Source organism: Microbacterium sp. Root322, assembly GCF_001425645.1.
GTDB classification, from domain to species: Bacteria; Actinomycetota; Actinomycetes; order Actinomycetales; family Microbacteriaceae; genus Microbacterium; species Microbacterium maritypicum.
In genome coordinates this window covers 611281-634660 of the sequence record NZ_LMCS01000003.1, presented here as the reverse complement: position 1 = coordinate 634660, position 23380 = coordinate 611281, and the positions used below count along the sequence as shown (strand labels likewise).

Annotated in this window: 24 protein-coding genes; 7 read left to right on the top strand and 17 right to left on the bottom strand. The window is 68.8% G+C overall.

What is annotated here, in order from left to right; genetic code table 11:
• From ASC55_RS15420 to csrA, 4 genes are read left to right on the top strand one after another with little or no spacing between them, the layout of a single operon-like run.
• Complete coding sequence (locus tag ASC55_RS15420; RefSeq protein ID WP_055877265.1) at positions 1-762, top strand: flagellar biosynthetic protein FliR; 762 nt, start codon at positions 1-3, stop codon at positions 760-762.
• The gene (locus tag ASC55_RS15415; RefSeq protein ID WP_055877264.1) at positions 759-1850 is read left to right on the top strand and encodes an EscU/YscU/HrcU family type III secretion system export apparatus switch protein; all 1092 of its coding nucleotides are present in this window, start codon (positions 759-761) and stop codon (positions 1848-1850) included. Before ASC55_RS15420 ends, ASC55_RS15415 begins: the two co-directional genes overlap by 4 nt.
• Positions 1847-3910, top strand: a complete 2064-nt coding sequence (locus ASC55_RS15410) for a flagellar biosynthesis protein FlhA (protein WP_031205350.1) — start codon at positions 1847-1849, stop codon at positions 3908-3910. The genes ASC55_RS15415 and ASC55_RS15410 overlap by 4 nt, the downstream gene beginning before the upstream one ends.
• A gap of 4 nt (positions 3911-3914) precedes the next feature.
• Positions 3915-4166, top strand: a complete 252-nt coding sequence (csrA, locus tag ASC55_RS15405; RefSeq protein WP_055870247.1) for a carbon storage regulator CsrA — start codon at positions 3915-3917, stop codon at positions 4164-4166.
• A 13-nt stretch (positions 4167-4179) separates the two neighbouring features.
• Here csrA and ASC55_RS15400 read toward each other — a convergent pair whose 3' ends face one another.
• The 8 genes from ASC55_RS15400 to coaA all read right to left on the bottom strand — a co-directional run bounded on the left by ASC55_RS15400 (position 4180) and on the right by coaA (position 12861).
• On the bottom strand, positions 4180-5316 hold the full coding sequence (locus ASC55_RS15400) for a hypothetical protein (RefSeq protein ID WP_055877261.1): 1137 nt from the start codon (positions 5314-5316) through the stop codon (positions 4180-4182).
• Positions 5313-6911, bottom strand: coding sequence for a sensor histidine kinase (locus ASC55_RS15395; RefSeq protein ID WP_055877258.1), 1599 nt, complete (start codon positions 6909-6911; stop codon positions 5313-5315). The genes ASC55_RS15400 and ASC55_RS15395 overlap by 4 nt, the downstream gene beginning before the upstream one ends.
• Positions 6912-7124: 213 nt before the next feature.
• Positions 7125-7952 (bottom strand): response regulator transcription factor, encoded by an 828-nt coding sequence (locus tag ASC55_RS15390; RefSeq protein WP_055870238.1) that lies wholly within the window; start codon positions 7950-7952, stop codon positions 7125-7127.
• The gene (tsaE, locus tag ASC55_RS15385) at positions 7949-8434 is read right to left on the bottom strand and encodes a tRNA (adenosine(37)-N6)-threonylcarbamoyltransferase complex ATPase subunit type 1 TsaE (RefSeq protein ID WP_442922365.1); all 486 of its coding nucleotides are present in this window, start codon (positions 8432-8434) and stop codon (positions 7949-7951) included. Before tsaE ends, ASC55_RS15390 begins: the two co-directional genes overlap by 4 nt.
• On the bottom strand, positions 8431-9537 hold the full coding sequence (gene alr / locus ASC55_RS15380; protein WP_055877255.1) for an alanine racemase: 1107 nt from the start codon (positions 9535-9537) through the stop codon (positions 8431-8433). The genes tsaE and alr overlap by 4 nt, the downstream gene beginning before the upstream one ends.
• Positions 9534-9893, bottom strand: coding sequence for a holo-ACP synthase (locus tag ASC55_RS15375; RefSeq protein WP_017828216.1), 360 nt, complete (start codon positions 9891-9893; stop codon positions 9534-9536). The genes alr and ASC55_RS15375 overlap by 4 nt, the downstream gene beginning before the upstream one ends.
• 93 nt (positions 9894-9986) lie before the next feature.
• A complete protein-coding gene (gene glmS, locus ASC55_RS15370; RefSeq protein WP_055877252.1) occupies positions 9987-11834 on the bottom strand; it encodes a glutamine--fructose-6-phosphate transaminase (isomerizing) in 1848 nt (615 codons plus the stop codon).
• Positions 11835-11907: 73 nt separating this feature from the next.
• Positions 11908-12861: a type I pantothenate kinase gene (gene coaA / locus ASC55_RS15365; protein ID WP_017828214.1), complete on the bottom strand. Its 954-nt coding sequence runs from the start codon at positions 12859-12861 to the stop codon at positions 11908-11910.
• A gap of 28 nt (positions 12862-12889) precedes the next feature.
• Here coaA and ASC55_RS15360 point away from each other — a divergent pair, with 28 nt between their 5' ends.
• Positions 12890-13834 carry a Ppx/GppA phosphatase family protein gene (locus tag ASC55_RS15360; RefSeq protein ID WP_055870230.1) on the top strand — a complete coding sequence of 315 codons (945 nt, stop codon included), beginning with the start codon at positions 12890-12892 and terminating at the stop codon, positions 13832-13834.
• Between the two features lie 123 nt (positions 13835-13957).
• On the top strand, positions 13958-14911 hold the full coding sequence (locus ASC55_RS15355) for a helix-turn-helix domain-containing protein (protein ID WP_157559474.1): 954 nt from the start codon (positions 13958-13960) through the stop codon (positions 14909-14911).
• 13 nt (positions 14912-14924) lie between these two features.
• Here ASC55_RS15355 and glmM read toward each other — a convergent pair whose 3' ends face one another.
• The 9 genes from glmM to ASC55_RS15310 all read right to left on the bottom strand — a co-directional run bounded on the left by glmM (position 14925) and on the right by ASC55_RS15310 (position 22417).
• Positions 14925-16283, bottom strand: a complete 1359-nt coding sequence (gene glmM / locus ASC55_RS15350) for a phosphoglucosamine mutase (RefSeq protein ID WP_055877246.1) — start codon at positions 16281-16283, stop codon at positions 14925-14927.
• Positions 16284-16297: 14 nt separating this feature from the next.
• Positions 16298-16783 carry a 30S ribosomal protein S9 gene (rpsI, locus tag ASC55_RS15345; protein ID WP_017828210.1) on the bottom strand — a complete coding sequence of 162 codons (486 nt, stop codon included), beginning with the start codon at positions 16781-16783 and terminating at the stop codon, positions 16298-16300.
• 27 nt (positions 16784-16810) lie between these two features.
• A complete protein-coding gene (gene rplM / locus ASC55_RS15340; protein ID WP_017828209.1) occupies positions 16811-17257 on the bottom strand; it encodes a 50S ribosomal protein L13 in 447 nt (148 codons plus the stop codon).
• A gap of 185 nt (positions 17258-17442) precedes the next feature.
• Complete coding sequence (locus ASC55_RS15335; RefSeq protein WP_055870221.1) at positions 17443-18111, bottom strand: endonuclease/exonuclease/phosphatase family protein; 669 nt, start codon at positions 18109-18111, stop codon at positions 17443-17445.
• 12 nt (positions 18112-18123) lie between these two features.
• The gene (locus ASC55_RS15330; protein ID WP_055877243.1) at positions 18124-19047 is read right to left on the bottom strand and encodes a hypothetical protein; all 924 of its coding nucleotides are present in this window, start codon (positions 19045-19047) and stop codon (positions 18124-18126) included.
• A gap of 1 nt (position 19048) precedes the next feature.
• Positions 19049-19897: a tRNA pseudouridine(38-40) synthase TruA gene (gene truA, locus ASC55_RS15325; protein WP_055877240.1), complete on the bottom strand. Its 849-nt coding sequence runs from the start codon at positions 19895-19897 to the stop codon at positions 19049-19051.
• A 43-nt stretch (positions 19898-19940) separates the two neighbouring features.
• Positions 19941-20408: a ribonuclease E activity regulator RraA gene (rraA, locus tag ASC55_RS15320; RefSeq protein ID WP_055877237.1), complete on the bottom strand. Its 468-nt coding sequence runs from the start codon at positions 20406-20408 to the stop codon at positions 19941-19943.
• A gap of 2 nt (positions 20409-20410) precedes the next feature.
• Positions 20411-21952 carry an APC family permease gene (locus ASC55_RS15315; protein ID WP_055870207.1) on the bottom strand — a complete coding sequence of 514 codons (1542 nt, stop codon included), beginning with the start codon at positions 21950-21952 and terminating at the stop codon, positions 20411-20413.
• 99 nt (positions 21953-22051) lie between these two features.
• The gene (locus tag ASC55_RS15310; RefSeq protein ID WP_055877236.1) at positions 22052-22417 is read right to left on the bottom strand and encodes a winged helix-turn-helix transcriptional regulator; all 366 of its coding nucleotides are present in this window, start codon (positions 22415-22417) and stop codon (positions 22052-22054) included.
• Positions 22418-22510: 93 nt separating this feature from the next.
• Between ASC55_RS15310 and ASC55_RS15305 the strand changes: the two genes are divergently transcribed.
• On the top strand, positions 22511-23359 hold the full coding sequence (locus ASC55_RS15305; RefSeq protein ID WP_055870201.1) for an SDR family oxidoreductase: 849 nt from the start codon (positions 22511-22513) through the stop codon (positions 23357-23359).
• Positions 23360-23380 lie beyond the last annotated feature (21 nt).

The following is a 23380-nucleotide window of genomic DNA, read 5'->3' as shown; positions in this document are numbered from 1 at the left end:
GTGTACATCCCGATCGACTTCGCCTGGCTGGAGGCCACGATGCTCGCCGCCGTGCGCATCACGGCGTTCATCATGATCGCTCCGCCGTTCTCCTACGGGGCGATTCCGGCGCGGGTGAAGGCGATGCTCGCGATCGGCCTCTCCCTCGCGGTGGGCACGGCCGTCGCTCCCGGCTACGAGAACCTCGACACCGGGCCGTTCCTCGGCGCCCTGGTGCTGCAGCTGGTCACCGGCGCCCTGCTCGGGTTCCTCGTGCTGCTGTGCTTCTCGGCGCTGCAGGCCGCCGGAAGCCTGATCGACGTGTTCGGCGGGTTCCAGCTCGCTCAGGCGTTCGACCCGCATTCGCTCGTGAACGGCGCCCAGTTCACCAGGCTCTTCCATCTGACCGCGCTGACGCTGCTGTTCGCCTCCGGCGGGTACCAGCTGATCCTGGCCGGGCTCGCCCGCAGCTTCGAGGCCGTGCCGGTCGACGGCATGTTCTCGGCGGCAGGACCGGCCGAGCTCCTCGTCGACGGGGTCTCCCAGATGGTGCTCGCGGCCGTGCAGATCGCGGGGCCGCTGGTGCTCGTGCTGTTCCTCGCCGACGTCGGGCTCGGACTCATCACCCGCGTCGCCCCGGCCCTGAACGCGTTCGCGATGGGCTTCCCGGTGAAGATCCTGCTGACGCTGCTGCTCGCCGGCGCCGTGTACGCCGTGCTCCCCGGCATCGTCGATGCCCTCGCCGCGCAGGCGCTGCGCATGATGCAGGGGGTGCACCAGTGAGCGGCACCGACAGCGGCGAACGCAGTGAGAAGGCGACCGACAAGCACCTCGGCGAGGCCCGCAAGAAGGGACGCCTCTCCCGCAGCCAGGACCTCACCGCCTGGCTGGGAATCGGTGCGGCGGCGGTCACCATGCCTGCGGCCATCGCCCTGGGCGCATCGGCCGGCAGCGAGCAGATGCTCACTCTGACCTCTCTGGTCGATGCCCCGACGCCGCAGGCGGCACTCGCAGCCCTCGGTCGCGGCCTCGCCTCCGTGCTCCCCACGATCACCGTGATGCTGGCCGCCGTCGCGATCGTCACCCTGCTCGGAGCCGTCGTCCAGGGCGGCGTGCACCTGAAACCGCTCACCGGCCGCTTCGAGCAGTTCAACCTCGTCAGCGGCATGCGCCGGGTGTTCGGCATGCAGGCCCTCTGGGAGGGCGCCAAGGCGCTCATGAAGACCGCGGCCATCGGCATCGCGCTGTGGTTCGTGATCGCCAGCCTGATGCCCGTGCTGACGGCGAGTGGCGCGCACTCGATCTCCCGCCTGCTCGGCACCGCGAGCGAGGGCACCGCCGCCCTGCTGCAGACCGCGATCGGCGTCGGGCTCGCCCTCGCCGCGATCGACATGTTCGTGGTGATGCGACGCAACCGCAAACACACGCGCATGACCAAGCGCGAGATCCGCGACGAGAGCAAGAACTCCGAAGGCGACCCGCTGATCCGCCAGCAGCGACGCTCGCGGCAGCTCGCCGTCAGCCGCAACCGGATGATCGCCGCGGTCGCCGGCTCCGATGTCGTCGTGGTCAATCCGACCCACATCGCGGTCGCACTGCGGTACGAGCCGGGTCGTGCCGCCCCCAAGGTGGTCGCCAAGGGCAGCGGTGTGATCGCGGAACGCATCCGTGACGAGGCCGTGCGCGCCGGCGTGCCGCTCGTGCGCGAGATCACCCTGGCCCGGGCCCTGCACGCCGCCTGCGAGCTCGGCCAGGAGATCCCCGAAGACCTGTACAACGCCGTGGCGCGCGTGCTCGTGTTCGTCGACTCGCTGCGACGACGCGGAGCCGCGCGCGGCATCCACTCCCTTCCCTACCGGAGGACCGCATGAGACAGCTGATGACCAAGCTGATGGTGCCGATCGGAGTCGTGGGCATCATCATGCTCCTGGTCGTGCCGGTGCCGCCGTTCCTGCTCGACATCCTCATCATCCTGAACATCATGTTCGCGCTGGTGATCCTGCTCACGTCGATGTTCGTGAAGAAGCCGCTGGACTTCTCGGTGTTCCCGTCGCTCCTGCTCGTGGCGACCCTGTTCCGGCTCGGACTCAACGTCGCCTCGACCCGTCTCGTGCTCGGGGAGGCGTATGCGGGGCAGGTGATCGAGGCGTTCGGCGCGATCGCCGTCGGCGGCTCTCTCATCATCGGCGCTGTCGTCTTCCTCATCCTCGTCGTCATCCAGTTCGTCGTCGTGACCAAGGGAGCCGAGCGCGTGGCCGAGGTCGGCGCGCGGTTCACGCTCGATGCCATGCCCGGCAAGCAGATGGCGATCGACGCCGACCTCAACGCCGGACTCATCACCGACGCCGAGGCGCGAGAGCGCCGCGCCGAGGTGGCGGCCGAAGCCGACTTCTACGGCGCGATGGACGGTGCGTCGAAGTTCGTGAAGGGCGACGCGATCGCCGGTCTCGTCATCATCATCATCAACGTCGTCGGCGGCATCGCGATCGGCATCGTGCAGCACGGGATGACCATCGACGAAGCGGTGAGCACCTACAGCCTGCTCACGATCGGCGACGGGCTCGTGACGCAGATCCCCGCCCTGCTCATGGCCGTCTCCACCGGCATGATCGTCACCCGCTCCACGGCTGAGGTGGAGATGGGCACGGCGGCGTCGGCCCAGCTCGGCCAGTCCCGCAACGCGCTGATCATCGCCGGATGCGCCGCGATCATCATGTCGCTCATCCCGCACATGCCGATGCTGCCGTTCGTCGCGATCGGGGCGCTGCTCCTGCTCATCGCGCAGCGCATCAAGGCGACCCAGAAGCGGGAGGAGGCCGCCGCGGCCGCGCAGAGCCCTTCGAGCGTCCCGACCGACCAACCGGAGGAGCTCATCGAGAAGATGCGTGTGCATCCACTCGAGATCCTGCTCGCCCCCGACATCGTCGATATGGTCACCGGGGGCCCCGACGACCTGCTCGCGCGTGTGAAGGCCCTCCGGCGCCGGATCGCCCTCGATCTCGGCCTCATCACGCCGCCGGTGCGCACCCGCGACAGCATCGAGCTGCCGCAGGCGACCTACGTCATCCGCATCGCCGGGGTCGAGACCGGCCGCGGCACCGCACCGGCGGGGTCCGTGCTCGCTCTCGGCCAGGGCCTGGACACCCTCCCCGGCACCGCGACGCTCGACCCGGTCTTCGGGCTCGAGGGCAAGTGGATCCCCATGGAGATGCGCCACAGCGCCGAGTTCTCCGGCGCCACGGTGATCGACCGCGCGAGCGTGATCATCACGCATCTGTCCAGCGTGATCCACGCCCACGCCGCACGCCTGCTGAGCCGCGAGGACGTGCGCCAGCTCACCGATGCCCTCAAGCAGGTCTCCCCCGCCGCGGTCGAGGAGCTCACACCGGCGCTGCTGTCGTTGGCCGAGGTCCAACGCGTGCTGCAGGGACTCCTCGCGGAACGCGTGCCGATCAACGACCTCGGTCGCATCTACGAGGCTCTCGCACTGCGCGCCAGGGCCTCCACCGACCCCGAGGGCCTGATCGAGGCCGCCCGAGCCGCGCTCGGTCCCGCGATCGCCGCCCGGTTCGCAGACGCCGGCACGCTGCGTGTGGTGATGATCAATCCGCTGCTGGAGCAGGCGATGCTCGAGAGCCTGCGTCCGGGCGACGAGGGCAGTCAGATCGTGTTCGACCCGCAGCGCATGGAAGCCGTGGTCGAATCGGTGAAGCAGGCCGTGTCCTCGGTGCGCGAGGGCGGCGAGCCGGTGCTGGTGTGCGCGCCGTCTCTGCGGCCGGCCGTGCGACGCCTCGTCTCGGCGCAGACGGACGGCCTTCCCGTGCTCTCCTACACCGAGGCGACCGCCGCCGCCCTCACGATCGAGACGGTCGGGGTCGTGCGGGACATCCCCGCTCCTGCGGTCGGCGTCGTCCCCGCAGCACTAGGCTGAACGAATGCTGGTTTTGACGAGGCGGATCGGTGAGAGCGTGCGCATCGACGGCGACATCGAGATCACGCTGCTCGAGATCAAGGGCGACAGCGTGCGGATCGGTGTGAAGGCGCCCCGCGAGACGCGCATCCAGCGCACCGAGATCATCGAGGCCGTCGTCGCCGAGAACGTGTCCGCCGCTGCCGAGACCGATGCCGGTGCGGAAGAGGCCATCGCCGCTGCCCTCGCTCGGGGCCGGGAAGCCCGACCCTCCTAGTCGAAGGTCGACCTCAGGCGGATGCCAGGTCCGCCACCGTGGCCCGCTTCCATTGGTCGCCGCCGGCAGCTCGCGCTCTGTCCGCCGCACTGCCCGCCGCGGTGACGAGGGCGTCATAGTCGTAGCCGAACACCGATGCAGTCGCCCAGCCGATGCTCGCCGACGACCGGATGCCCCTCACCGCGGTCTCGGTGTCGATCACCGAGATGCGCGTCAGGATCTCGCGCAGATGATGACGAACCGACTCGTCGCTGCCGCGGATGATGACCATCGCACGGCCGTCGGCGACCCGATCGGCATCGGCCGACGCCGGCAGGGTCTCCTCGATGTCCTGGTGGAAGCGATCGACGATGAGGGCGAACGCCGCCCCCGTCGACGCCTCACGGAGGTCGGCGGGATCGTCCAGCCGGATGTCGAGGATCGACCATGGCTGGTCGCTCTGCGCCTCGGCCTTGCGCAGCCGTCGACGCGCGCGTTCGGCGATGTCACCGGCAGCGTCCTTCTTCTGCTCCGATCGCACCAGCAGCACCAGCGTGAATGCCGCACAGGTGCTGACCACGACGGTGCCGACGGCATTGAGACCCCGCAGTGCGCTCAGCTGGGCCTCGGTGCCGGCACCACCGGAGATCAGTGCGATCGCGGCGCTCACGAGCGCGACCACCACGAAGCCGCAAGAGGCGAGAGCCAGCGGCAGCACGATGTCCTTGACGGCTGATCCGTCGCGCAGCAGCTCGTAGGCCACCAGGCCTGCGAAGACGGCGCTGCCGAGGAAGACGAGCTGGAACGCGGGCATGTACCAGCCGGTGCCGGCCGTGGCCACCAGGAGGGTGGGAGAGGCCAGGACGAACAGGACGATCGGCCACCGACGGGCCCGCCGCCCGAAGTGCATCCGCAGACCGATCCAGACCAGAGGTTCGAAGCACAGCAGGAGCGCGGACGCCGCCCCTCGCAGCATCGCGACGTCCGTCTGCTGGCCGGCGAGCCAGAGGTAGGCCCCGAGCATCCCCAGGCCGAAGGCGCCGCCCCAAGCGACCGTCGCCCTGCTCGGACGGGCGAGTGTGCCGAGCCCCACGACCATGACCGTGAGCACCGTGACCACGGCCACCATGCTGGTGGTGATGTCGACGTTGACGGGAACGAGAGGGTTCACGCCTGTACCTCCTCGGGGGAACGCGGCGGGAATCGAAGTATCACGCGGGTGCCGATCCCCCGCTCGCTCGAGACGTCGATGCTGCCTTCGTGCGCAGCCACGATCTCCCGCACGATCCCCATACCCAACCCTGTGCCGCTGATGCCGGCGCGCACCGCCCGCTCCGCGCGGAAGTACGGCTCGAACACCCGTGACAGCTCCTCCGGCGTCATCCCGAACCCGTTGTCGATGATCGAGACCTCCGCCTGACCGGTGGCGGCCGTGTCGATCGCGACGTCGATGCGCCCGCCGGCCGGGGTGTACTTGGCCGCGTTGCTGAGGAGGTTGTCCAGCACCTGTCGCAGCCGGAAGGGATCGCCGGAGATCACGAGGCTCGTCGCTCCTGCGATGACCAGCTCCTGCCGGTTGCCAGAGAAGACCGGTGCATACGACGCGGCGGCCTCGTCGACGACCTCGCGCAGGTCCACGGGGGCGAACGGCTCCTGCGCGGTACGACTCGTCTGCTGGAGGATGCTCGCGACCAGGTCCTGCATGCGTTCGCCCGCGTGCGCGATGATGTCCAGCTGCGCCGGCACGCGCCCGGGGAGGTCTTCGCGCTCACGGAGCAGGTCGACGTGCCCGATGATCGCCGTGAGCGGATTGCGCAGCTCATGGGAGACGACGGCGTTGAAGGCGCGCCGCTCCTCATCGGCCTCGAGCAGGGCCGTCACGTCGTCGATCACGACGAGCGTGATGTCCTCCCCCTCGCCCGCACTGGCCATCGACTGCGTGCTCACCTCGAGTGCACGCCACTGCCCCCTGCCGTCGAACAGCCATACCCGCTCGGCCTGCAGCTGCTCCCCGCTGGCGGCCCGAGCCAGCGAGGTGCGCGAGGGCGGCAGCGCAGTGCCGCGCCGCGCGTCGTACTCGACGGAGGCCGAGGGCAGCGCCGCGCCGAAGCGGTCGCGCCCGTAGAGCGCACGGTAGGCGTCGTTCATCTGGAGGACGCGCCCGCTCGTGCTCACGACCACGAGCGCGACCCTCAGCGCATCGACGATCTGGACGACCCGTCGCTGATTGGCCTCGGCCCGCTCAGCCGCACGATTGACCTGCTCTGAACGACGCTGCAGCAGCCGACGCGCGGCGCGGGAGCGCTGTGAGCCGATGCGGATCGTCACCCCGAGGAAGCCCAGCGTGATCACGAGAGTGAGCAGCCGCAGCAGGATGTCGGCCGGCGCGCCGCTGTGATCCGCGAACGCCACGAGGGTGGCGCTGATGAAGGCGATGCCCCCGAGCACCCACGGCAACGTGAAGTAGGTGGCCAGCCAGACGACGGGGAAGACCCAGAGGAAGCCGAGCCTGATGTCGGGGGCGTTGGTGGTGAGCCCCACGGCGAGCGCATCCAGAAGCGGCACGGCCGTCGCCGCGGTGCGCGGGAGTCGATGCCACGGCACAGCCAGGGTCGCCACCGTGGTCAGAATGACGAGACCGAATCCGGCGACCACGAGGGGGTTCGCGAAGGTCTGGGGCTTGAAAGCGGTGATCATGACGACGATCGCCACGATGCTGCCGGTGAAGACGAGCTGCCAGCGCCAGATGGACACCGTGCGGACCATCAGTGTCCACCCTCCCCTTCGAACCTCAGCTTTGCCGCAAGATTACTCAAAGATCGTTCGAGCCCGCTCTTCAGGCGACCTCTCGCCCCTAGCATTCTCAGTGGGGGCCGATACTGCGACTGGGGCACAACGCAGACGCTGGGGCCGCGCGAGTGGGGATTCGCAGGCAATCGGGGCCGTGGTTGGGGAACCACGGCCCCGCCCCCTCGGTCTTCACGAGCCCTCGTCCGACGTGAGCCGGTAGCCGACACCGCGCACGGTCTCGATGTAGCGCGGCTGCGTCGTGCTGTCGCCGAGCTTTCGTCGCAGGTTCGCGATATGCGTCTCGATCGCCCGCTTGTCCGGCTCGCTCACGTAGTCGTTCGACCCCGGCGGCGCAGCGCGCAGGCCTCGGGCGAGATCGGCCTTGCCGCACACCCGCTTCCCGGCCTCCAGCAGCATCGCGAGCAGGTCGAACTCGGTCGGTGTGAGTTCTATCCGTCGCTGCCCGATCAGGACCAGTCGCGTGTCGAGGTCGAGGCTGAGATCGCGGTGCACTCGGCCGCGCCATGTCAGGACCGTCGCTCCGTCCGGCGCCTGCTCGGCGCCGGGATCGGACCTGCCGTTGTCCGGCAGTCGAGGGCTGGGCACGCGGGCGTCGGCGACACCGGGGGCCGGAAGCCGCGGACGCCGCAGAAGGGCCTCGATACGGGCGCGGAGCTCGCGCGGGCGGAAGGGTTTGACCAGGTACTCGTCCGCTCCCGAGGTGAGCCCGAGGACCACGTCGGACTCTTCGGAGAGTGCGGAGAGCATCATGATGAAGGTGTCGCTGACCCGCCGGATCCGCCGGGCGACCTCGAAGCCGTCGATGCCGGGAAGGTTGATGTCGAGGGTCGTGATCACCGGATGGTGCTGTTCGACGGCAGCGAGCCCCTCGACGCCGGAGCCCGTGAGGATCGTCTCGAAGCCTGCCGCGAGGAACACCTCGTCCAGGAGTGATCGCACGTCGGGATCGTCTTCGATGATCACGGCGACGAGTGCGGGCGTCGACGTCGAGGTCATGCGGCGCTCTCGCGCACGATCGTGACGATCCTCGGCGCATCCGAATCGAGCTCCGAAGGGTCGAGGTCGTCCGAGGACCCCACAGGCCGCTCCACCTCGATGTCCCACCAGGAGTCGGCCAGCTCCTCGGCCATGCCTCTGCCCCACTCGACCACCACGACGGAGCGCTCGAGGTCGAGGTCGAGGTCGTCGAGCTCCGCCGCCGAACCGAGGCGGTAGGCATCGACGTGCACCAGTGGCGCTCCGCCGACCAGCGAGGGGTGCGTGCGGGCGATCACGAAGGTGGGGCTCTGCACGGGACCGCGCACCCCCAGCCCTTCGGCGAGCCCGCGGGTGAAGGTGGTCTTCCCCGCTCCGAGCGGACCCGTCAGGACGAGGAGGTCGCCGGCTTCCAGCCGTTCGCCGATGCGCAGGCCCAGCTGCTCCATCTCCTCGGCGGTCGCGATCTCCCGACGACCGAGGAACGCAGGGTCCACGCTCACGAGGCCCGCCGGGGCACGCGGGGACCGATGCGGGTGACGATCTCGTAGTTGATGGTGTCGGCGGCATCGGCCCAGTCCGCCGCTGACGGCACGCCGAGGGTGGGGTCGCCGAACAAGACGACCTCGTCGCCGATCGAGACCGGGGTGTCTCCGACGTCAACGACGAACTGATCCATCGCGATGCGTCCGACGTTCACGAACCGGCGTCCGCCGATGGAGACCGGGAGCTTTCCCGACGCGTTGCGCGGCACCCCGTCGGCGTATCCGAGAGGCACGAGGACCAGCGTCGTGTCGCGGTCCGTGCGATGGTCGTAGCCGTAGGAGACGCCCGTCCCGGCCGGCACTCTGCGCACGGCGGCGATCGCCCCCCGCAGCGTCATCGCCGGACGCAGGCCGAGCTCGGCGGAGCTGCGATCGTCGAACGGCGAGAGGCCGAAGAGTCCCACGCCGATGCGCACCGCATCCAGGCGCATCTCCGGCAGGTCGATGGCAGCCGCGGTCGCGGCGATGTGCCGGATCTCGGGGTGGATGCCGAAGGATGCCGCCGCGGCGACCCCCTCTTCGAACTTCGCGAGCGCTGCTCTGTCGTCTTCCGCCGAGGTGTTGGAGAGGTGACTGAACAGTCCGACGATGCGAAGGCGTCCGATGCGTTCGAGGCGCGCGGCCTCGGCGAGCACACGCCCCCAGTCCGCCGGGGCGATGCCGTTGCGCGACAGACCGGTCTCGAACTTCAGGTGCACCCCCACCGGGCGGTCGACCGCAGCAGCGGTCGCGGCCGCCTCGAGCTGATCAAACGACGAGATCCCGACTTCGATATCCTGGGCAGCCGCCTGCTCGAACCGCTCCCCCGGAGCATGCAGCCACGCCATGATCGGTGCATGCACACCCTGCCGGCGCAGCTCGAGCGCCTCGGGGATCTCGGCGACGCCGATGCGGGTGGCACCGGCCGAGAGCGCCGCGACTGCAGCCATCGCCGCGCCGTGGCCGTAGGCATCGGCCTTCACGACAGCGATCACCTCGACGCCGGTCAGGCGTCGGAAGTGCCGCACGTTGTCGGCGATCGCGTCGAGGTCGATGCTCGCTTCACGGAAGGGGGCGGTCACAGCGGTGCTCCTTCGGCGACGACGAACGCCGCGGCGAGACCGGCGTCGTGGGTGAGGGTGAGATGCAGCGTGAGGATGCCCCGTTCTTCGACGACCGCGGCCGTCGACCCGGACAGCACGAAGTGCGGGCGCCCCGAGGGCTCGGAGGCGATCTCGATCTCGGTCCAGTGCACGCCGTCGGAACCGCCGAGCGCCTTGATCAGCGCCTCCTTCGCGGCGTAGCGCGCGGCGAGGGAGGGAAGACGGAGAGTGCGCTCGGAAGGGGCGAAGAGCCGCTCACGCAGCCTCGGAGTCCTCTCCATCGTGCGCTCGAACCGTGGGATGTCCACGAGGTCGATGCCGGTGCCGATGATCACCCGTTCAGCCTACCGAGCGTGCGTTCGGTTGAAATCGCCCAAATGGCTCCGTTCCCGTGGAAACGAAGCCATTCCGGTGATACGAGACGAGCCTTACTCGACGGTGACCGACTTGGCGAGGTTGCGCGGCTGGTCGACGTCGAGGCCCTTGGCCGTGGCCAGTGCCATCGCGAAGATCTGCAGCGGCACGACGGCGAGCAGCGGCTCGAACATCGCCCCGGCGAGCGGGATGTGGATGACCTCGTCGGCGAACGGCAGCACCGCGGCGTCGCCCTCCTCGGCGATCACGATCACCCGGGCACCGCGCGCGCGGATCTCCTGGATGTTCGAGACGACCTTCGAGTGCACGAGTGCCGAGTGACGCGGGGAGGGGACCAGCACGAACACCGGCTGCCCCGGCTCGATGAGCGCGATCGGACCGTGCTTGAGCTCACCGGCGGCGAAGCCCTCGGCGTGGATGTAGGAGATCTCCTTGAGCTTGAGCGCACCCTCGAGCGCGATCGGGTAGCCGACGTGGCGCCCCAGGAACAGCACCGAACGCGTGTCCGCCATCCATCCGGCGAGCTGGGTGACGTGCTCCTGCTCGCTTTCGAGCACCTTGGCGATCTTCTCCGGAAGCGCCGCGAGCTCTGCGACGTCGACCGAGGCGTCGGCGATCGCGCCGCGCACCCGTCCCATGTGCAGGCCCAGCAGCAGGAGCGCGGTGATCTGCGCGGAGAATGCCTTGGTCGAGGCCACGGCGACCTCGGGTCCGGCGTGGGTGTAGACGACGGCATCCGACTCGCGCGGGATGGTGGCGCCCTGCGTGTTGCAGACCGACAGCGTGCGTGCGCCGCGTTCGCGGGCGTACTTCACGGCCATCAGGGTGTCCATGGTCTCGCCCGACTGGCTGATCGACACCACGAGCGTGTCGGCGCCGATCACCGGGTCGCGGTAGCGGAACTCGTGGGCGAGTTCGACGTCGACGGCCACGCGTGCCCACTGCTCGATCGCGTACTTGCCGACCAGCGCCGCGTAGGACGCCGTGCCGCAGGCGGTGATGATGACCCGGTTGATGCCCACGAAGAGCTCGTCCAGTCCGTCGAGCTCGGGGATGACGACCTGGCCGTCGTGGATGCGCCCGCGGATCGTGTTGGCGACGGCCTCGGGCTGCTCGGCGACCTCCTTGGCCATGAAGCTCGACCATCCGCCCTTCTCGGCGGCGGCGGCATCCCAGGACACGTCGAACGGCTCGGGCTCGACGGGCGTGCCGGCGAAGTCCATGACGGTGACGGACTCCGGCGTGATCGAGACGATCTGGTCCTGGCCGATCGCGAGCGCCTTGCGCGTGTACTCGACGAACGCGGCGACGTCGGAGCCGAGGAAGTTCTCCCCTTCGCCGAGGCCGATCACGAGCGGGGAGTTGCGACGGGCGCCGACCACGAGGCCGGGGTGGTCCTGGTGCATCGCCAGCAGGGTGAACGCGCCCTCGAGGCGGTTCACGATGCTGCGGAAGGCCAGCTGCAGGTCGCCGCCGTTGCCGGCGTACTCGCGTCCGAGCAGGGCAGCGGCGACCTCGGTGTCGGTCTCGCTGCGGAACACCACGCCGTCGGCGAGGAGCTCGTCGCGCAGTGCGGAGAAGTTCTCGATGATGCCGTTGTGGATGACGGCGAGCTTGTCGTCGTCTGCCAGGTGCGGGTGCGCGTTGCCGTCGGTCGGCCCTCCGTGCGTCGCCCAGCGGGTGTGTCCGATCCCGGTCGACCCATCGGGCAGAGGCGCGTCGGCGAGCGAGTCGCGCAGCACGGCGAGCTTGCCCGCCTTCTTGCGCATGCCGAGCACGCCGTCTCCGTCGATGACGGCGACACCCGCGGAGTCGTATCCGCGGTACTCGAGGCGGGCGAGGCCTGCGAGAAGGATGTCCTGGCTGGGGCGCGGGCCCACGTATCCGACGATTCCACACATGGGATCAAGAGTAAGACGGTTTTTTTGCGAGTCGTCCGTACATTCTTCGGACGGCGACGGTCCGGCTGCGGCCTCAGAGTTTGCGCAGCAGCACCGTCTCGACATCGTGGTCGGCGCCCTTGCGCAGCACGAGCCGTGCGCGGTGCCGCGTGGGCATCACGTTCTCGACGAGGTTGGGCATGTTGATCTCGTTCCAGTAGCCGAGGGCCGTGGTGATCGCCTCCTCGTCGGTGAGGTGCGCGAACACGTTGAAGTACGAGGACGGGTTGCTGAAAGCGGCCTGACGGAGCGCGAGGAAGCGGTCGACGTACCACTTCTCGATGTGCGAGGTGTCGGCGTCGACGAAGATCGAGAAGTCGAACAGGTCGCTCACGGCGACATCGTTCGGAGCGGGCGGCGGCTGCAGCACGTTCAGTCCCTCGACGATCACGACGTCGGGCCGGCGCACGACGACGTTCGCATCCGGCACGATGTCGTAGCGCATGTGGGAGTAGAACGGGGCCCGCACCTCGGTGGCGCCGCTCTTGACCTCGGTGAGGAACTCGATCAGCGCTCGACGGTCGTACGACTCGGGGAACCCTTTGCGATCCATGATGCCGCGGCGCTCGAGCTCGGCGTTCGGGTACAGGAATCCGTCGGTGGTGACCAGCTCCACCCGAGGCGTTCCCGGCCAGCGGCTCATGAGCTCGCGCAGCAGACGGGCGATGGTGGACTTGCCCACAGCCACGGAACCGGCGACGCCCACGACGAACGGCGTCGTGGTGTCGTCTTCCTGGAGGAACGACGAGGTGGCGGCGCCCAGTCGCTTCGTCGCGGTGGCGTACAGGCTGAGCAGACGGCTCAGCGGCAGGTACACCTCGCGCACCTCGGTGAGGGAGAGACGGTCCCCGATGCCGCGGAGCTCGACGACCTCGGTCTCGGTGAGCGGCTGGTCGAGCCCGGCCGCCAGGCGCGCCCACTCCGCGCGTCCGATCTCCCGATAGGGCGACAGTGGCAGCGTGGGGTCGGCGGTGGTCACGGAGTACATCGTATCGGGGGGCGAGTAGTCTCTTCCCGTGCGCCTGGGAGTCCTCGACATCGGATCCAACACCGTCCACATGCTGGCGGCCGACGTCCGCCCCGGCGGACGGCCGCTCGCGACGACGAGCGACAGGACGGTGCTGCGCCTCATGCGCTACCTCACACCCGACGGCTCCATCTCGGAGGAAGGCGTCGTCGCCCTCGTCGCCGCGGTCGCGCAGGCGCGGCGCGTGGCGGAGAGCGAGCGCGTCGACGCGCTGCTGGCCACGGCGACGAGCGCCGTCCGCGATGCGCGCAACGGAACCGAGGTCATCGCCCGCATCGAAGCGGCTCTCGGCCAGCCCTTGCAGGTGCTCGATGGGGAGACCGAGGCCGAGCTGACGTTCCTCGCGGTGCGACGCTGGTTCGGCTGGTCGGCCGGACAGATCCTGCTCCTCGACATCGGGGGCGGTTCACTCGAGATCGCCGCAGGAGCGGAGGAGATGCCCGACGCTGCGGCATCCGTTCCCCTCGGCGCCGGACGCATGACGGTGCAGTTCCTGCCGAACGATCCTCCGGGCGAGAGCGACGTGGAGCGGCTGCGCGCCCACGCGGCGACGACTCTGGCCGATGTCCTCCCGCGGTTCGTCGCGCTCCCCCGGCCCGATCACGTCGTGGGGTCGTCGAAGGCCATCCGTTCTCTGGCCCGACTGGTCGGCTACCCGGCGCCGGGGTGGTCCGGAAGCGAGCGGATGCTGCTCCCCCGGGCGTCGCTCGGATCGTGGATCCCACGCCTCGCACGCCTTCCCGCTTCCGCGCGTCAGGAGCTGCCGGGCATCACACCGGATCGCACGTTCCAGATCGTGGCGGCCGCCGTGTCGTTGCACGCCGCGATGACCGCCTTGGACGTCGACGAGCTTGAAGTATCGCCGTGGGCGCTGCGTGAAGGCGTGCTGCTGCGGTACATCGAGCAGCTGGGTTGGAACGACTCCCGACGCTGAGCGACCGGTCGCACGGAGTGACAGCCTCTGTTGCCGCCTCCGTCGCCGCCGGTATCCTCTGACCAAGCGAGCACCGGCCCAGGGTCGGGGCCGCCCCATGGTCATCGGCGTCGGGGAGGCTGTGTGAGTCCGGGAGATGTGAGAGAGATCGGCTCAGGAGAGCTGCTCTCACACGGCGTGCATGTCGTCGACGAACGCACGACGATCACGTCGACGCAGCGAACGACCGGCCCCGTGCTCCTGCTGTCGATGCAGGGCGCAGCCCACGAACTGTCCATCGACACCGTCACCGTACGCCCCGACCACGCCGTGTTCGCCTTCGTCGATGCACCCGGACTCGTGGCGAAAGAGCACAACGGCCCGTGGACGCCGGTCGGGAGCGGGCTCGTGATCGCGCCGTCCGGGATCGCCCAGCACGTGCGCTGCGCAGGCTCCTGGAGCATCACCGCCGCGTGTGTTCCCCGGGCCGCGCTCGGAGCATTCGTCGCGGCGCTGCCCACCACCGCTCAGGTCCTCGAGGAGCGGCGCCCGCTGGACCGCGCGATGCAGGCCTTCGTCGAACAAGTCTTGGCCGTCGACGACACGGCGACCGCGATCGAACGCTACGCGATCGATCGCCTGATCGTGGAGATGAGCGGAGCCATCCTGCTCGACCGCGTCGACGGGGCATCCGGGCACCGTTCCCCCCACGCCGCTCTGCGCGACAAGGCGGTCGCTGTCATCGCGCAGCAGTGCAGCGATCCCGCACTGAACCCCGCACGGGTCGCCCGCGAAGTGCGATCGTCGCTGCGTCAGCTGCAGCTGGTCTTCGCGGAGGCGGAGAACAGCGTGGCCTGCGAGATCAGGCGCCAGCGGGCGCGTCTGGCCAAGTCACTCCTGCTCGACAGCCGGTTCGACTCGCTCAGCATCGAGCAGATCTCGCAGCGTGCCGGCTTCCCCTCACCCATCAGCCTGCGTCGCGCACTCGAGGAAGAGTACGGCGCCACCCCCCGTGCGCTTCGCGCGCACCGCGAGGCCGCGCAACGCCCCCCAGAACGAGACGGCCGACCGCTGAACACAGCGGTCGGCCGTCACTGAATCTGTGCGGACGTCAGAGCGACAGGCGCTCCTGCACCACCGCCGCGAGGCGTCCGGCATAGGCATGCACCGACTCTGCGTCGGCCGCCTCCACCATCACACGCACCAGCGGCTCGGTGCCGGACTTGCGCAGCAGCACGCGTCCGGAATCACCCAGCTCGATCTCGATGTCGCGCACGGCCTGCTGCACGACCTCGTCGTCTGCGACGCGGTCCTTGTCGACATCGCGCACGTTGATGAGAACCTGCGGGTAGATGGTCATCACCGATGCGAGCTCGGCGATCGACTTCTTCTGCCGCGCCATCTCGGCCACCAGGTGCAGGCCTGTGAGGATTCCGTCACCCGTGGTGGCGTACTCGCTCATGATGACGTGACCGGACTGCTCGCCGCCGAGCGCGTAGCCGCCCTCGTTCATGTCCTCGAGCACGTAGCGGTCTCCGACAGCGGTCTGTCGGACGGTGATCCCGTGCTCGCGCATCGCGACATGCAAACCGAGGTTGCTCATCACCGTCGCGACGAGGGTGTCGTCGGTGAGGTGACCGCGCTCCTTCATGGACACCGCGAGGATGGCCATGATCTGGTCGCCGTCGATGTGGTTTCCCTCGGCATCCACCGCGAGGCACCGGTCGGCGTCGCCGTCATGGGCGATGCCGATGTCGGCGCCCAGACGCACGACGGCCTCGGCGAGGTTGTCGAGGTGAGTCGAGCCGACACCGTCGTTGATGTTCCAGCCGTCGGGGTCTGCCCCGATGACGGTCACCTCGGCGCCAGCGTCGCGGAACGTCTCCGGTGAGACGCCGGATGCCGCGCCGTGGGCGCAGTCGAGCACCACGTGGATGCCGTCCAGGCGGTTCGGGAGCGATCCGAGCAGGTGCACCACGTAGCGGTCCTCGGCGTCGGAGAACCGATCGATGCGACCGACTCCGGCGCCCGTGGGGCGCAGCTTGTCGCCGGCCATGGCCTCTTCGATGCGCTGCTCGACCACGTCGGGAAGCTTGCGGCCTCCGCGGGCGAAGATCTTGATCCCGTTGTCGGGCGCAGCATTGTGCGACGCCGAGATCATCACGCCGAAGTCGGCGTCACGGTCGGCGACGAGGAATGCGAGCGCGGGCGTCGGAATGACTCCCGCCTCGAGCACGTCGACTCCGGAGGAGGCGAGACCCGCGGCGACGGCCGCGGCGATGAAGTGTCCAGAGACCCGGGGGTCTCGGGCGACCACTGCGGTGAGTCGCTTGCCTTCGGCCTTGCGAGCCTCCGCAGTACGGCCCTGGCCCAGGACGACAGCAGTCGCCTGGGCCAGGGTGAGCGCCAGGTCGGCGGTGAGGATGCCATTGGCGAGTCCTCGCACACCGTCCGTGCCAAAGATCGGCATCGGAGCAGTTGACCTTAACGCTTCGAGTACTGAGGCGCCTTACGGGCCTTCTTGAGTCCAGCCTTCTTGCGCTCCTTGACGCGGGCGTCGCGCGAGAGGAAGCCGGCCTTCTTCAGGGTCGGGCGGTTGTTCTCCTCGTCGATGCCGTTCAGCGAACGGGCGATGCCGAGGCGAAGCGCACCGGCCTGGCCCGAGGGGCCGCCGCCGGAGATGCGCGCGATGACGTCGTATGCACCGGCGAGGTTCAGCACGGTGAACGGGTCGTTGATCAGCTGCTGGTGCAGCTTGTTCGGGAAGTAGTCCTCGATCGTGCGGCCGTTGACCGTGATCGTTCCCGAGCCGGGGACGATGCGCACGCGGGCGATGGCCTGCTTGCGACGGCCGACAGCGGCACCCGGGACGCTGAGGACGGGGCGGGGAGCCGCCTCGACCACGTCGGTCTCGGGAGTCGACGTCGAGAAGTTCTGGGGGGTTTCGGTGGTGTCCTGGATGTCAGCCACGAGTATGTCCTTTAAGTCTTACGGCGCTTACTGGGCGACCTGGTCGAGGGTGTACGGCGTCGGCTGCTGCGCGGCGTGCGGGTGCTCGGCACCGACGTACACCTTGAGCTTGGACAGCTGCTGGCGGCCGATGCTGTTCTTGGGGAGCATGCCACGGATGGCCTTCTCGACAGCGCGGACCGGGTTCTTCTCGAGGAGCTCGGCGTAGGTGACCGACTTCAGGCCGCCCGGGTAACCGGAGTGGCGGTAGGCCATCTTCTTCTGGAGCTTCTGACCGGTGAGCGCAACCTTCTCCGCGTTCACGATGATGACGAAGTCACCCGAGTCGATGTGGTTGGCGAAGGTCGGCTTGTGCTTGCCACGCAGGAGCGTAGCGGCGTGCGAGGCCAGACGGCCGAGAACGACGTCGGTGGCGTCGATGACGACCCAATCGCGCTGGACTTCGCCAGCCTTGGGGGTGTAAGTGCGCGTCACGATAGTGCTGCTTTCTTGTGTCGAACGGAGAAGTTCGTGAATCCCACTCCGGGGTGGTTCTTCCCGACAGGGAGGAACACGCCAGTGGAGGGCTCACGTTCGGACGATGCCCCTTCTCCGCGAGCGGGGAAAGGCACCAAAGAGAAATCATACGCCACGCCGTGCCGTATGCCCAAACCACGGGCTCAGTCGGGCTTGACCGTCACGAGGATCGGCCGGTGATCGCTCGCCCCCTGCGGCAGGGTCGTGATGCGCTCGATCTCGAACCCCGTGGAGGTGGCGAAGTCGTAGTGCCCGCGGAAGACGCGGTAGCGCGTGTAGGTGTGGTCGTCGCTGAGAGAGAGCGCGTACCCGTGGTCGCGCACGGCCTGGCCGAGGTTCTCCTTGAAGATCGGGTAGTTGTAGTCCCCCACCATCAGCTGGGGCAGACCTTCGCCGAGTGCCGCGAGCTCGGTGAGCGCGGCACGGATCTGGTGGCGTCGCAGGGAGTTCAACGCGGTCAGCGGTGCTGCGTGGAACGAGGCGACGATGAAATCCTGGCGGTCGTCGATGTCGCTCAGCCGCGCACCGAGCACGCGCTCGTGCGCCGGTTTCGCGATGCGGTCGTGCAGCGACTTCTTGAGGCCGAGCATGCGGATCGCCTGCAGGCGGAACGTGCTCGCGCGATAGAAGAGCGCGAGTCCGAGGCGGTTGCCCTGGGTGGCGTCCGCGAGCACGAGATCGCCGATCTGCGCCGGCAGCTCGGGCACGTCGCACTCCTGCAGGCAGAGGATGTCGGGATCGTGCTCGCGCACCAGCGCCGCGAGTTCGCCGGCGGCCCGGTGCTTCTGGAGGTTGTACGAGATGACCTTCATGACCGTTCCACGCTACTCGCCCCTGCTGTGCCCCGGCTCCGGATCGTCGTCGTATCCCCAGCGGATTCCGAGAACGCCCGGACCGAATCCGTGGCGGGCGGCGTGCACGGACCCCCCGCGCACCGGCCGGATGACGCACACGTAGTCGTCGTCCGTCTCGGCGTACTCCTCGCACCAGCTCGGCAGGGCGTCCGGATGGAACCGTACCCAGATGAGCGTCTCGCGCGCGGGTCGCGAGGTCGCGTGCCACGCCGACTGTCGAACCGGGGATCCGGGCGGGAAGGTCTCGGTGAACTCGAAGAGAGTCGTGTCGCCGACCACGATCGGCTCATCCAGCGCGATCACCACCCCGGAGACCCGATGCCCGGGGTGCAGATACTCGCGATCCACGCGACCGCCGACGAGATTCGAGATGACGGAGAGCACCTCGGTCTCCTCTGGAGCGACGTCGATGAGGGGGAGCTCGGTGATCACCCCACGGGTGGCCTGGACGAGCGAGCGCATCACGATGCTCGCGACGGCACCGTCCGCGCCGACGCGCACCGTCATCTGGGTCGAGAGATCCCGCAGAGTCTCCTGAGGGGAGGAACGCAGCGCCGCGAGCGTCTGCTCCGTCTCCCGGTTCTCGCGCTCCTCGTCGAACGGCAGACGCGGAGGCGGGACCGCGCCGAGTCGAGCGGACGGGCCCAGGAGGGCGCTCAGATGACCGCGACGAAGGCGGAGGCGGTCCTCGATGCCCTCGACGATGGCAAGGGATTGGGCACCCTCCGGCTGGCGATCACCAGAACGCCAATAGCTGAGCGTGGCCATGGACACGACGTTGCCGTCGTCGGCGAGCTGCCGGCGCAGACGGGCGAGGGTGATGCCGCGCTCGGAGACCGCCGCCCGCAGAGCCTCCGCGAACGCGTTCGGCCGGTCGCCGGTCGGCGCCGTCATCTCAGCCGTTCGCTCCATCGCGACGGGCGCGGGTCTGAGTGGCACGGGACGAGAGCAGCTCGTCTGCGGGGTAGCCGACCTCGGTGAGGATCAAGCCGCGAGCGGCCAGCACCTTGAACTCGCTGGTCCGGGTGAGCGCATCGCGCAGCACCACGAGGTCGTCGACGTCGAGGCGCCCCTCGCCCACGGCCACGCAGGCGCCCACGAGCGCGCGCACCATGCTGTGGCAGAACGCATCGGCCTTGACCTCGGCGACGAGCACGCCGTCGGCATCGCGCTCCCAGCGGTAGTCGAGCAGGGTGCGGATGGTCGTCGCCTCCTCACGCGGCTTGCAGTACGCCGCGAAGTCGTGCAGTCCGATCAGGGTCCTCGCCGCGGCATCCATCGCGTCTTCGTCGAGGCGACCGCGGACGACGGTCGTGTCGTGGCGGCGCAGCGGATCGTAGCCCGCCTGACCATCGGCGAGTCGGTAACGGTAGCGTCGCCAGACGGCGGAGAACCGGGCGTCGAACCCCTCAGGAGCGATCGACGTGCGGGTCACGGTGACATCGGAGTAGGCACCGAGCACTCCCCGCATGCGCCCGGCGATGGTCTCGGCTGGTTCCAGCGGTGCACGCCCCTGCCTCGCTTCGATGCGCGACCACTGCTTCTCGTCGAGGTCGACGTGCGCGACCTGCCCGCTCGCATGCACTCCGGCGTCGGTGCGGCCGGCCACCACGAACTGCACGTCGGAGCCGACGATGCGCGCGAGCGCGGCTTCCAGCGTCCCCTGGACCGTGCGGAGAGTCGGCTGCTTCGCCCACCCGCGGAAGTGGGTGCCGTCGTAGGCGATGTCGAGCCGGATGCGCACGCAGCAAGCCTAGGACAAGCGCCCCGGTACCACCGGGCGACCCTCAGTGCTCGACCAGGATGCCGTCCTCATCGCTGTAGAGATGCGCTCCGGGTCGGAACACCACTCCAGCGATCACGAGCGTGACGTCGAGCTCGCCCGCACCGAGCTTGGCGCTCTTGCGCGGATTGGTGCCCAGCGCCTTGACGCCGAGGTCGAGCGCATCGATCGCGACGCGGTCGCGGATCGCCCCGTTGATCACGACGCCCGCCCAGCCGTTCGCCACCGCTGAGGCCGCGATCAGGTCGCCCATGAGCGCCGTCTCGAGCGAGCCTGCACCGTCGACGACGAGCACGGCGCCCGCACCGGGTGTCGCCAGCACGGACTTCACGAGCGCGTTGTCTTCGAAACAGCGGACGGTGCGGATCGGACCGTCGAATGCCGACCGGCCGCCGAACGATCGCAGCTGCAGCGAGAGCGACTGGATCCCCTCTTCGAGCTCGTCGTAGAGATCCGCCGTCGCGACCGGCATCCTCAGATGCCTCCGTCGATGGAACGGATCGTCACGGCGGGCTCGTCCGGCACCATCACCTGGGTCTCCCGGTTCAGGCTCTCACCGCGGAAGAACCGCTTCGATCGAGGGAACAGGTACCAGAGGAACATCAGCACCAGGCCGAAGGCCAGCGAGCCGACGCCGATCACGAACGTGCCGCCGATGCCGAACAGGACCGTGTAGCCGTAGTCGACGTCCCACATGTCGATCGCCGACTGTATGAACGCCCAGGCCAGCATGAGCCCGCCCAGCAGCGGGAACAGGCCCTTGAAGAAGAACTCGCGGGCGGAGGAGGTCAGATCCTTGCGGAAGTACCAGACGCAGGCGAACCCGGTGATGGCGTAGTAGAACGCGATCGCGAGCCCCAGCGAGAGGATCGAGTCCTGCAGGATGTTGTCGCTGATCAGCGTCATCCCGACGTAGTAGAGCGACGCGACCACGCCCATCACGATGGTCGAGAACGACGGGGTCTTGTAGGTCGGGTGCACCTCCTTGAACCGGGCGGGCAGAGCGCGGTACACACCCATCGCGAGCGTGCCGCGAGCGGTGGGGAGGATCGTGGTCTGGGTCGACGAGATCGCCGAGATGATCACCGAGACCACCAGCACCCAGCCGAACGGTCCGAGCAGCCCGTCCTTGATCGCCAGGAAGAAGTCGTCGGCGTTCGCCTCGTTGCCCAGGCCCGTGCCGTCTTCTCCGAGACCGGCGTACATCATGGCCGCGATGGTCACGGCGACGTAGGTGAACAGCAGGATCACGGTCGTCAGGAGCGCTGCGCGGCCCGGAATGCGCTTCGGGTCCTTCGTCTCCTCGTTCAGGGCGAGACAGGTGTCCCATCCCCAGTAGATGAAGAGTGCGAGCAGGATGGCCTCGGTGAACCCCGACCAGTCGGTGAACGCGAACGGGTTCATCCACTCCCAGTCGAACGGGGTCGGATTGGGTGCGGTGCCGGCGAAGAACTGCCAGAGCGCGGTGACGACGAAGATCGCGAGCGCGAGGTACTGGATGCCGAGCAGGATGTTCTGGATGCGCTCGCCGATCTCGACCCCGCGCCAGCTGACCCAGGTCATGGCCGCGATGAAGAGCACGGCCACCACGACGACCCGCCAGTCGTTGTTCTCCAGGTCCTGCCCGATCAGCGACCAGAAGTAGACCGAGGCGATCTGGGCCAGGTTGGCGAGCACGACCATGCCGGCCACAGCAACACCCCAGCCGCCCATCCAGCCGACCCACGGGCCGAAGGCCTTGGTCCCCCAGGTGAAGGTCGTCCCGCAGTCGGGGACCGCGTTGTTGAGCTCGCGATAGGCGAAGGCGATCAGGAGCATCGGGACGAAGGCGATGATGAAGGCGATCGGCGCCTGGGCGCCCACAGCGAGCACCACGAAGCCGAGCGTCGCGACGAGCGAGTAGACGGGCGCCGTCGAGGCGAGACCGATGACGGTCGAGCCCCAGAGCCCCAGTGTTCCCGCAGCCAGACCCTTGCCGTCGGGTCGTTCCAGATGAATCGGCGTCGTTGCTGCCATGTCAGAACAGTAGAGCCACCGCGGTTATCGCGTCAACGGGTTTCTTCGACCGTCTGAATCCGAAGCGCGGAATGGACCTTCACGACGGAATCCGTGGAATCAGGGCCTTTCGAGCATGCCGTCAGCGTGCTCGGCCACCCACTCCATCAACGGCAGCATCCTCTCCATCAGGTCACGCCCGAGCGGGGTCAGGCTGTACTCCACGTGCGGCGGCACGGTCGGGAGGGATTCCCGGTGCACCAATCCGTCTTCGGCGAGCGTACGCAGGGTGGAGGCGAGCATCTTCTCGCTGATGCCGTCGACTTCCCGTCGCAGCGCGCCCCAGCGGTGGGTGCCGTCGGACAGGCAGGAGAGCACGAGAACGCCCCACTTGCTCATGATGTGATCGAGGATGACGCGCGTGCCGCAGTTCTGATCGAAGACGAACGGAGTGGATTCCTTTATCTGCGCGAAACTAACCGTCATGTGGGTACCTTACTTCAAAGTGGGTACCCGCTGGATGGAATGCGGGATGCCCGCTCTCGGGTTGTCGAGGATGTCACTTACGAAAGGACCCTCATGACCATCCTCGTCACCGGTGCGACCGGCAACCTCGGCCGTCTCATCATCGCCGGCCTCCTCGAGCGCGGCGCCGACCCGCAGTCGATCGTCGCCGGAGCTCGCAACACGGCCAAGGCCGCCGATCTGGGCGTGCGTGTCGTGCACCTCGACTACACCGACGCCGCCTCGGTCGCGACCGCCGTCGAGGGTATCGACACCGTCGTGCTGGTCTCCGGCTCCGAGGTCGGTCAGCGCGTTGCCCAGCACCGCGCGGTCATCGATGCGGCGAAGGCCGCCGGCGTCTCGAAGCTCGTCTACACGAGTGTGCCGAAGGCCACCACGAGCGACCTGGTCCTGGCGCCGGAGCACAAGGCGACGGAAGAGCTCATCGCCGCCGCAGGTGTGCCCGCGGTGATCCTCCGCAACAACTGGTACACCGAGAACTACGTCGCCGACCTCACCCGCTCCGCCGAGACGGGCGTGCTCGCCGCCGGTGCCGGGGACGGACGCGTCGCCTCGGCGAGCCGCAGGGACTTCGCCGAGGCTGCGGCCGCAGTGGCGCTCGAAGACGGGCACATCGGCGAGGTGTACGAGCTGGCGGGCGACGTCGCCTGGACGTACTCCGACCTCGCTGCGACCTTCTCCGAGCTGACCGGACGCGAGGTCTCGTATGTGCGTCTCGGCTTCGACGACCAGGTCGCGGCGCTGCGTGAGGCCGGCCTCGACGAGGGCACGGCCGGATTCGTCGCCGCGCTCGACGCCGGCATCAAGGACGGGGCACTCGCCGACACCGACGGCACGCTCGCGCGTCTGATCGGTCGCCCGACGACCCCGCTCCTCGAAGGACTGCGCGCCGCCTCCGCCTGATCGCTTCCGCAAGACCGAGTG

Coding starts and splice junctions, on each gene's coding strand:
- ASC55_RS15410 (WP_031205350.1), top strand. CDS start 1,847: ATGAGACAGCTGATGACCAAGCTGATGGTGCCGATCGGAGTCGTGGGC.
- csrA (WP_055870247.1), top strand. CDS start 3,915: ATGCTGGTTTTGACGAGGCGGATCGGTGAGAGCGTGCGCATCGACGGC.
- ASC55_RS15395 (WP_055877258.1), bottom strand. CDS start 6,911: ATGGTCCGCACGGTGTCCATCTGGCGCTGGCAGCTCGTCTTCACCGGC.
- ASC55_RS15390 (WP_055870238.1), bottom strand. CDS start 7,952: ATGACCTCGACGTCGACGCCCGCACTCGTCGCCGTGATCATCGAAGAC.
- glmS (WP_055877252.1), bottom strand. CDS start 11,834: ATGTGTGGAATCGTCGGATACGTGGGCCCGCGCCCCAGCCAGGACATC.
- coaA (WP_017828214.1), bottom strand. CDS start 12,861: ATGTACTCCGTGACCACCGCCGACCCCACGCTGCCACTGTCGCCCTAT.
- glmM (WP_055877246.1), bottom strand. CDS start 16,283: ATGCCGATCTTTGGCACGGACGGTGTGCGAGGACTCGCCAATGGCATC.
- ASC55_RS15335 (WP_055870221.1), bottom strand. CDS start 18,111: ATGAAGGTCATCTCGTACAACCTCCAGAAGCACCGGGCCGCCGGCGAA.
- ASC55_RS15330 (WP_055877243.1), bottom strand. CDS start 19,047: ATGACGGCGCCGACCGGCGACCGGCCGAACGCGTTCGCGGAGGCTCTG.
- rraA (WP_055877237.1), bottom strand. CDS start 20,408: ATGCCGGTCGCGACGGCGGATCTCTACGACGAGCTCGAAGAGGGGATC.
- ASC55_RS15315 (WP_055870207.1), bottom strand. CDS start 21,952: ATGGCAGCAACGACGCCGATTCATCTGGAACGACCCGACGGCAAGGGT.
- ASC55_RS15310 (WP_055877236.1), bottom strand. CDS start 22,417: ATGACGGTTAGTTTCGCGCAGATAAAGGAATCCACTCCGTTCGTCTTC.
- ASC55_RS15305 (WP_055870201.1), top strand. CDS start 22,511: ATGACCATCCTCGTCACCGGTGCGACCGGCAACCTCGGCCGTCTCATC.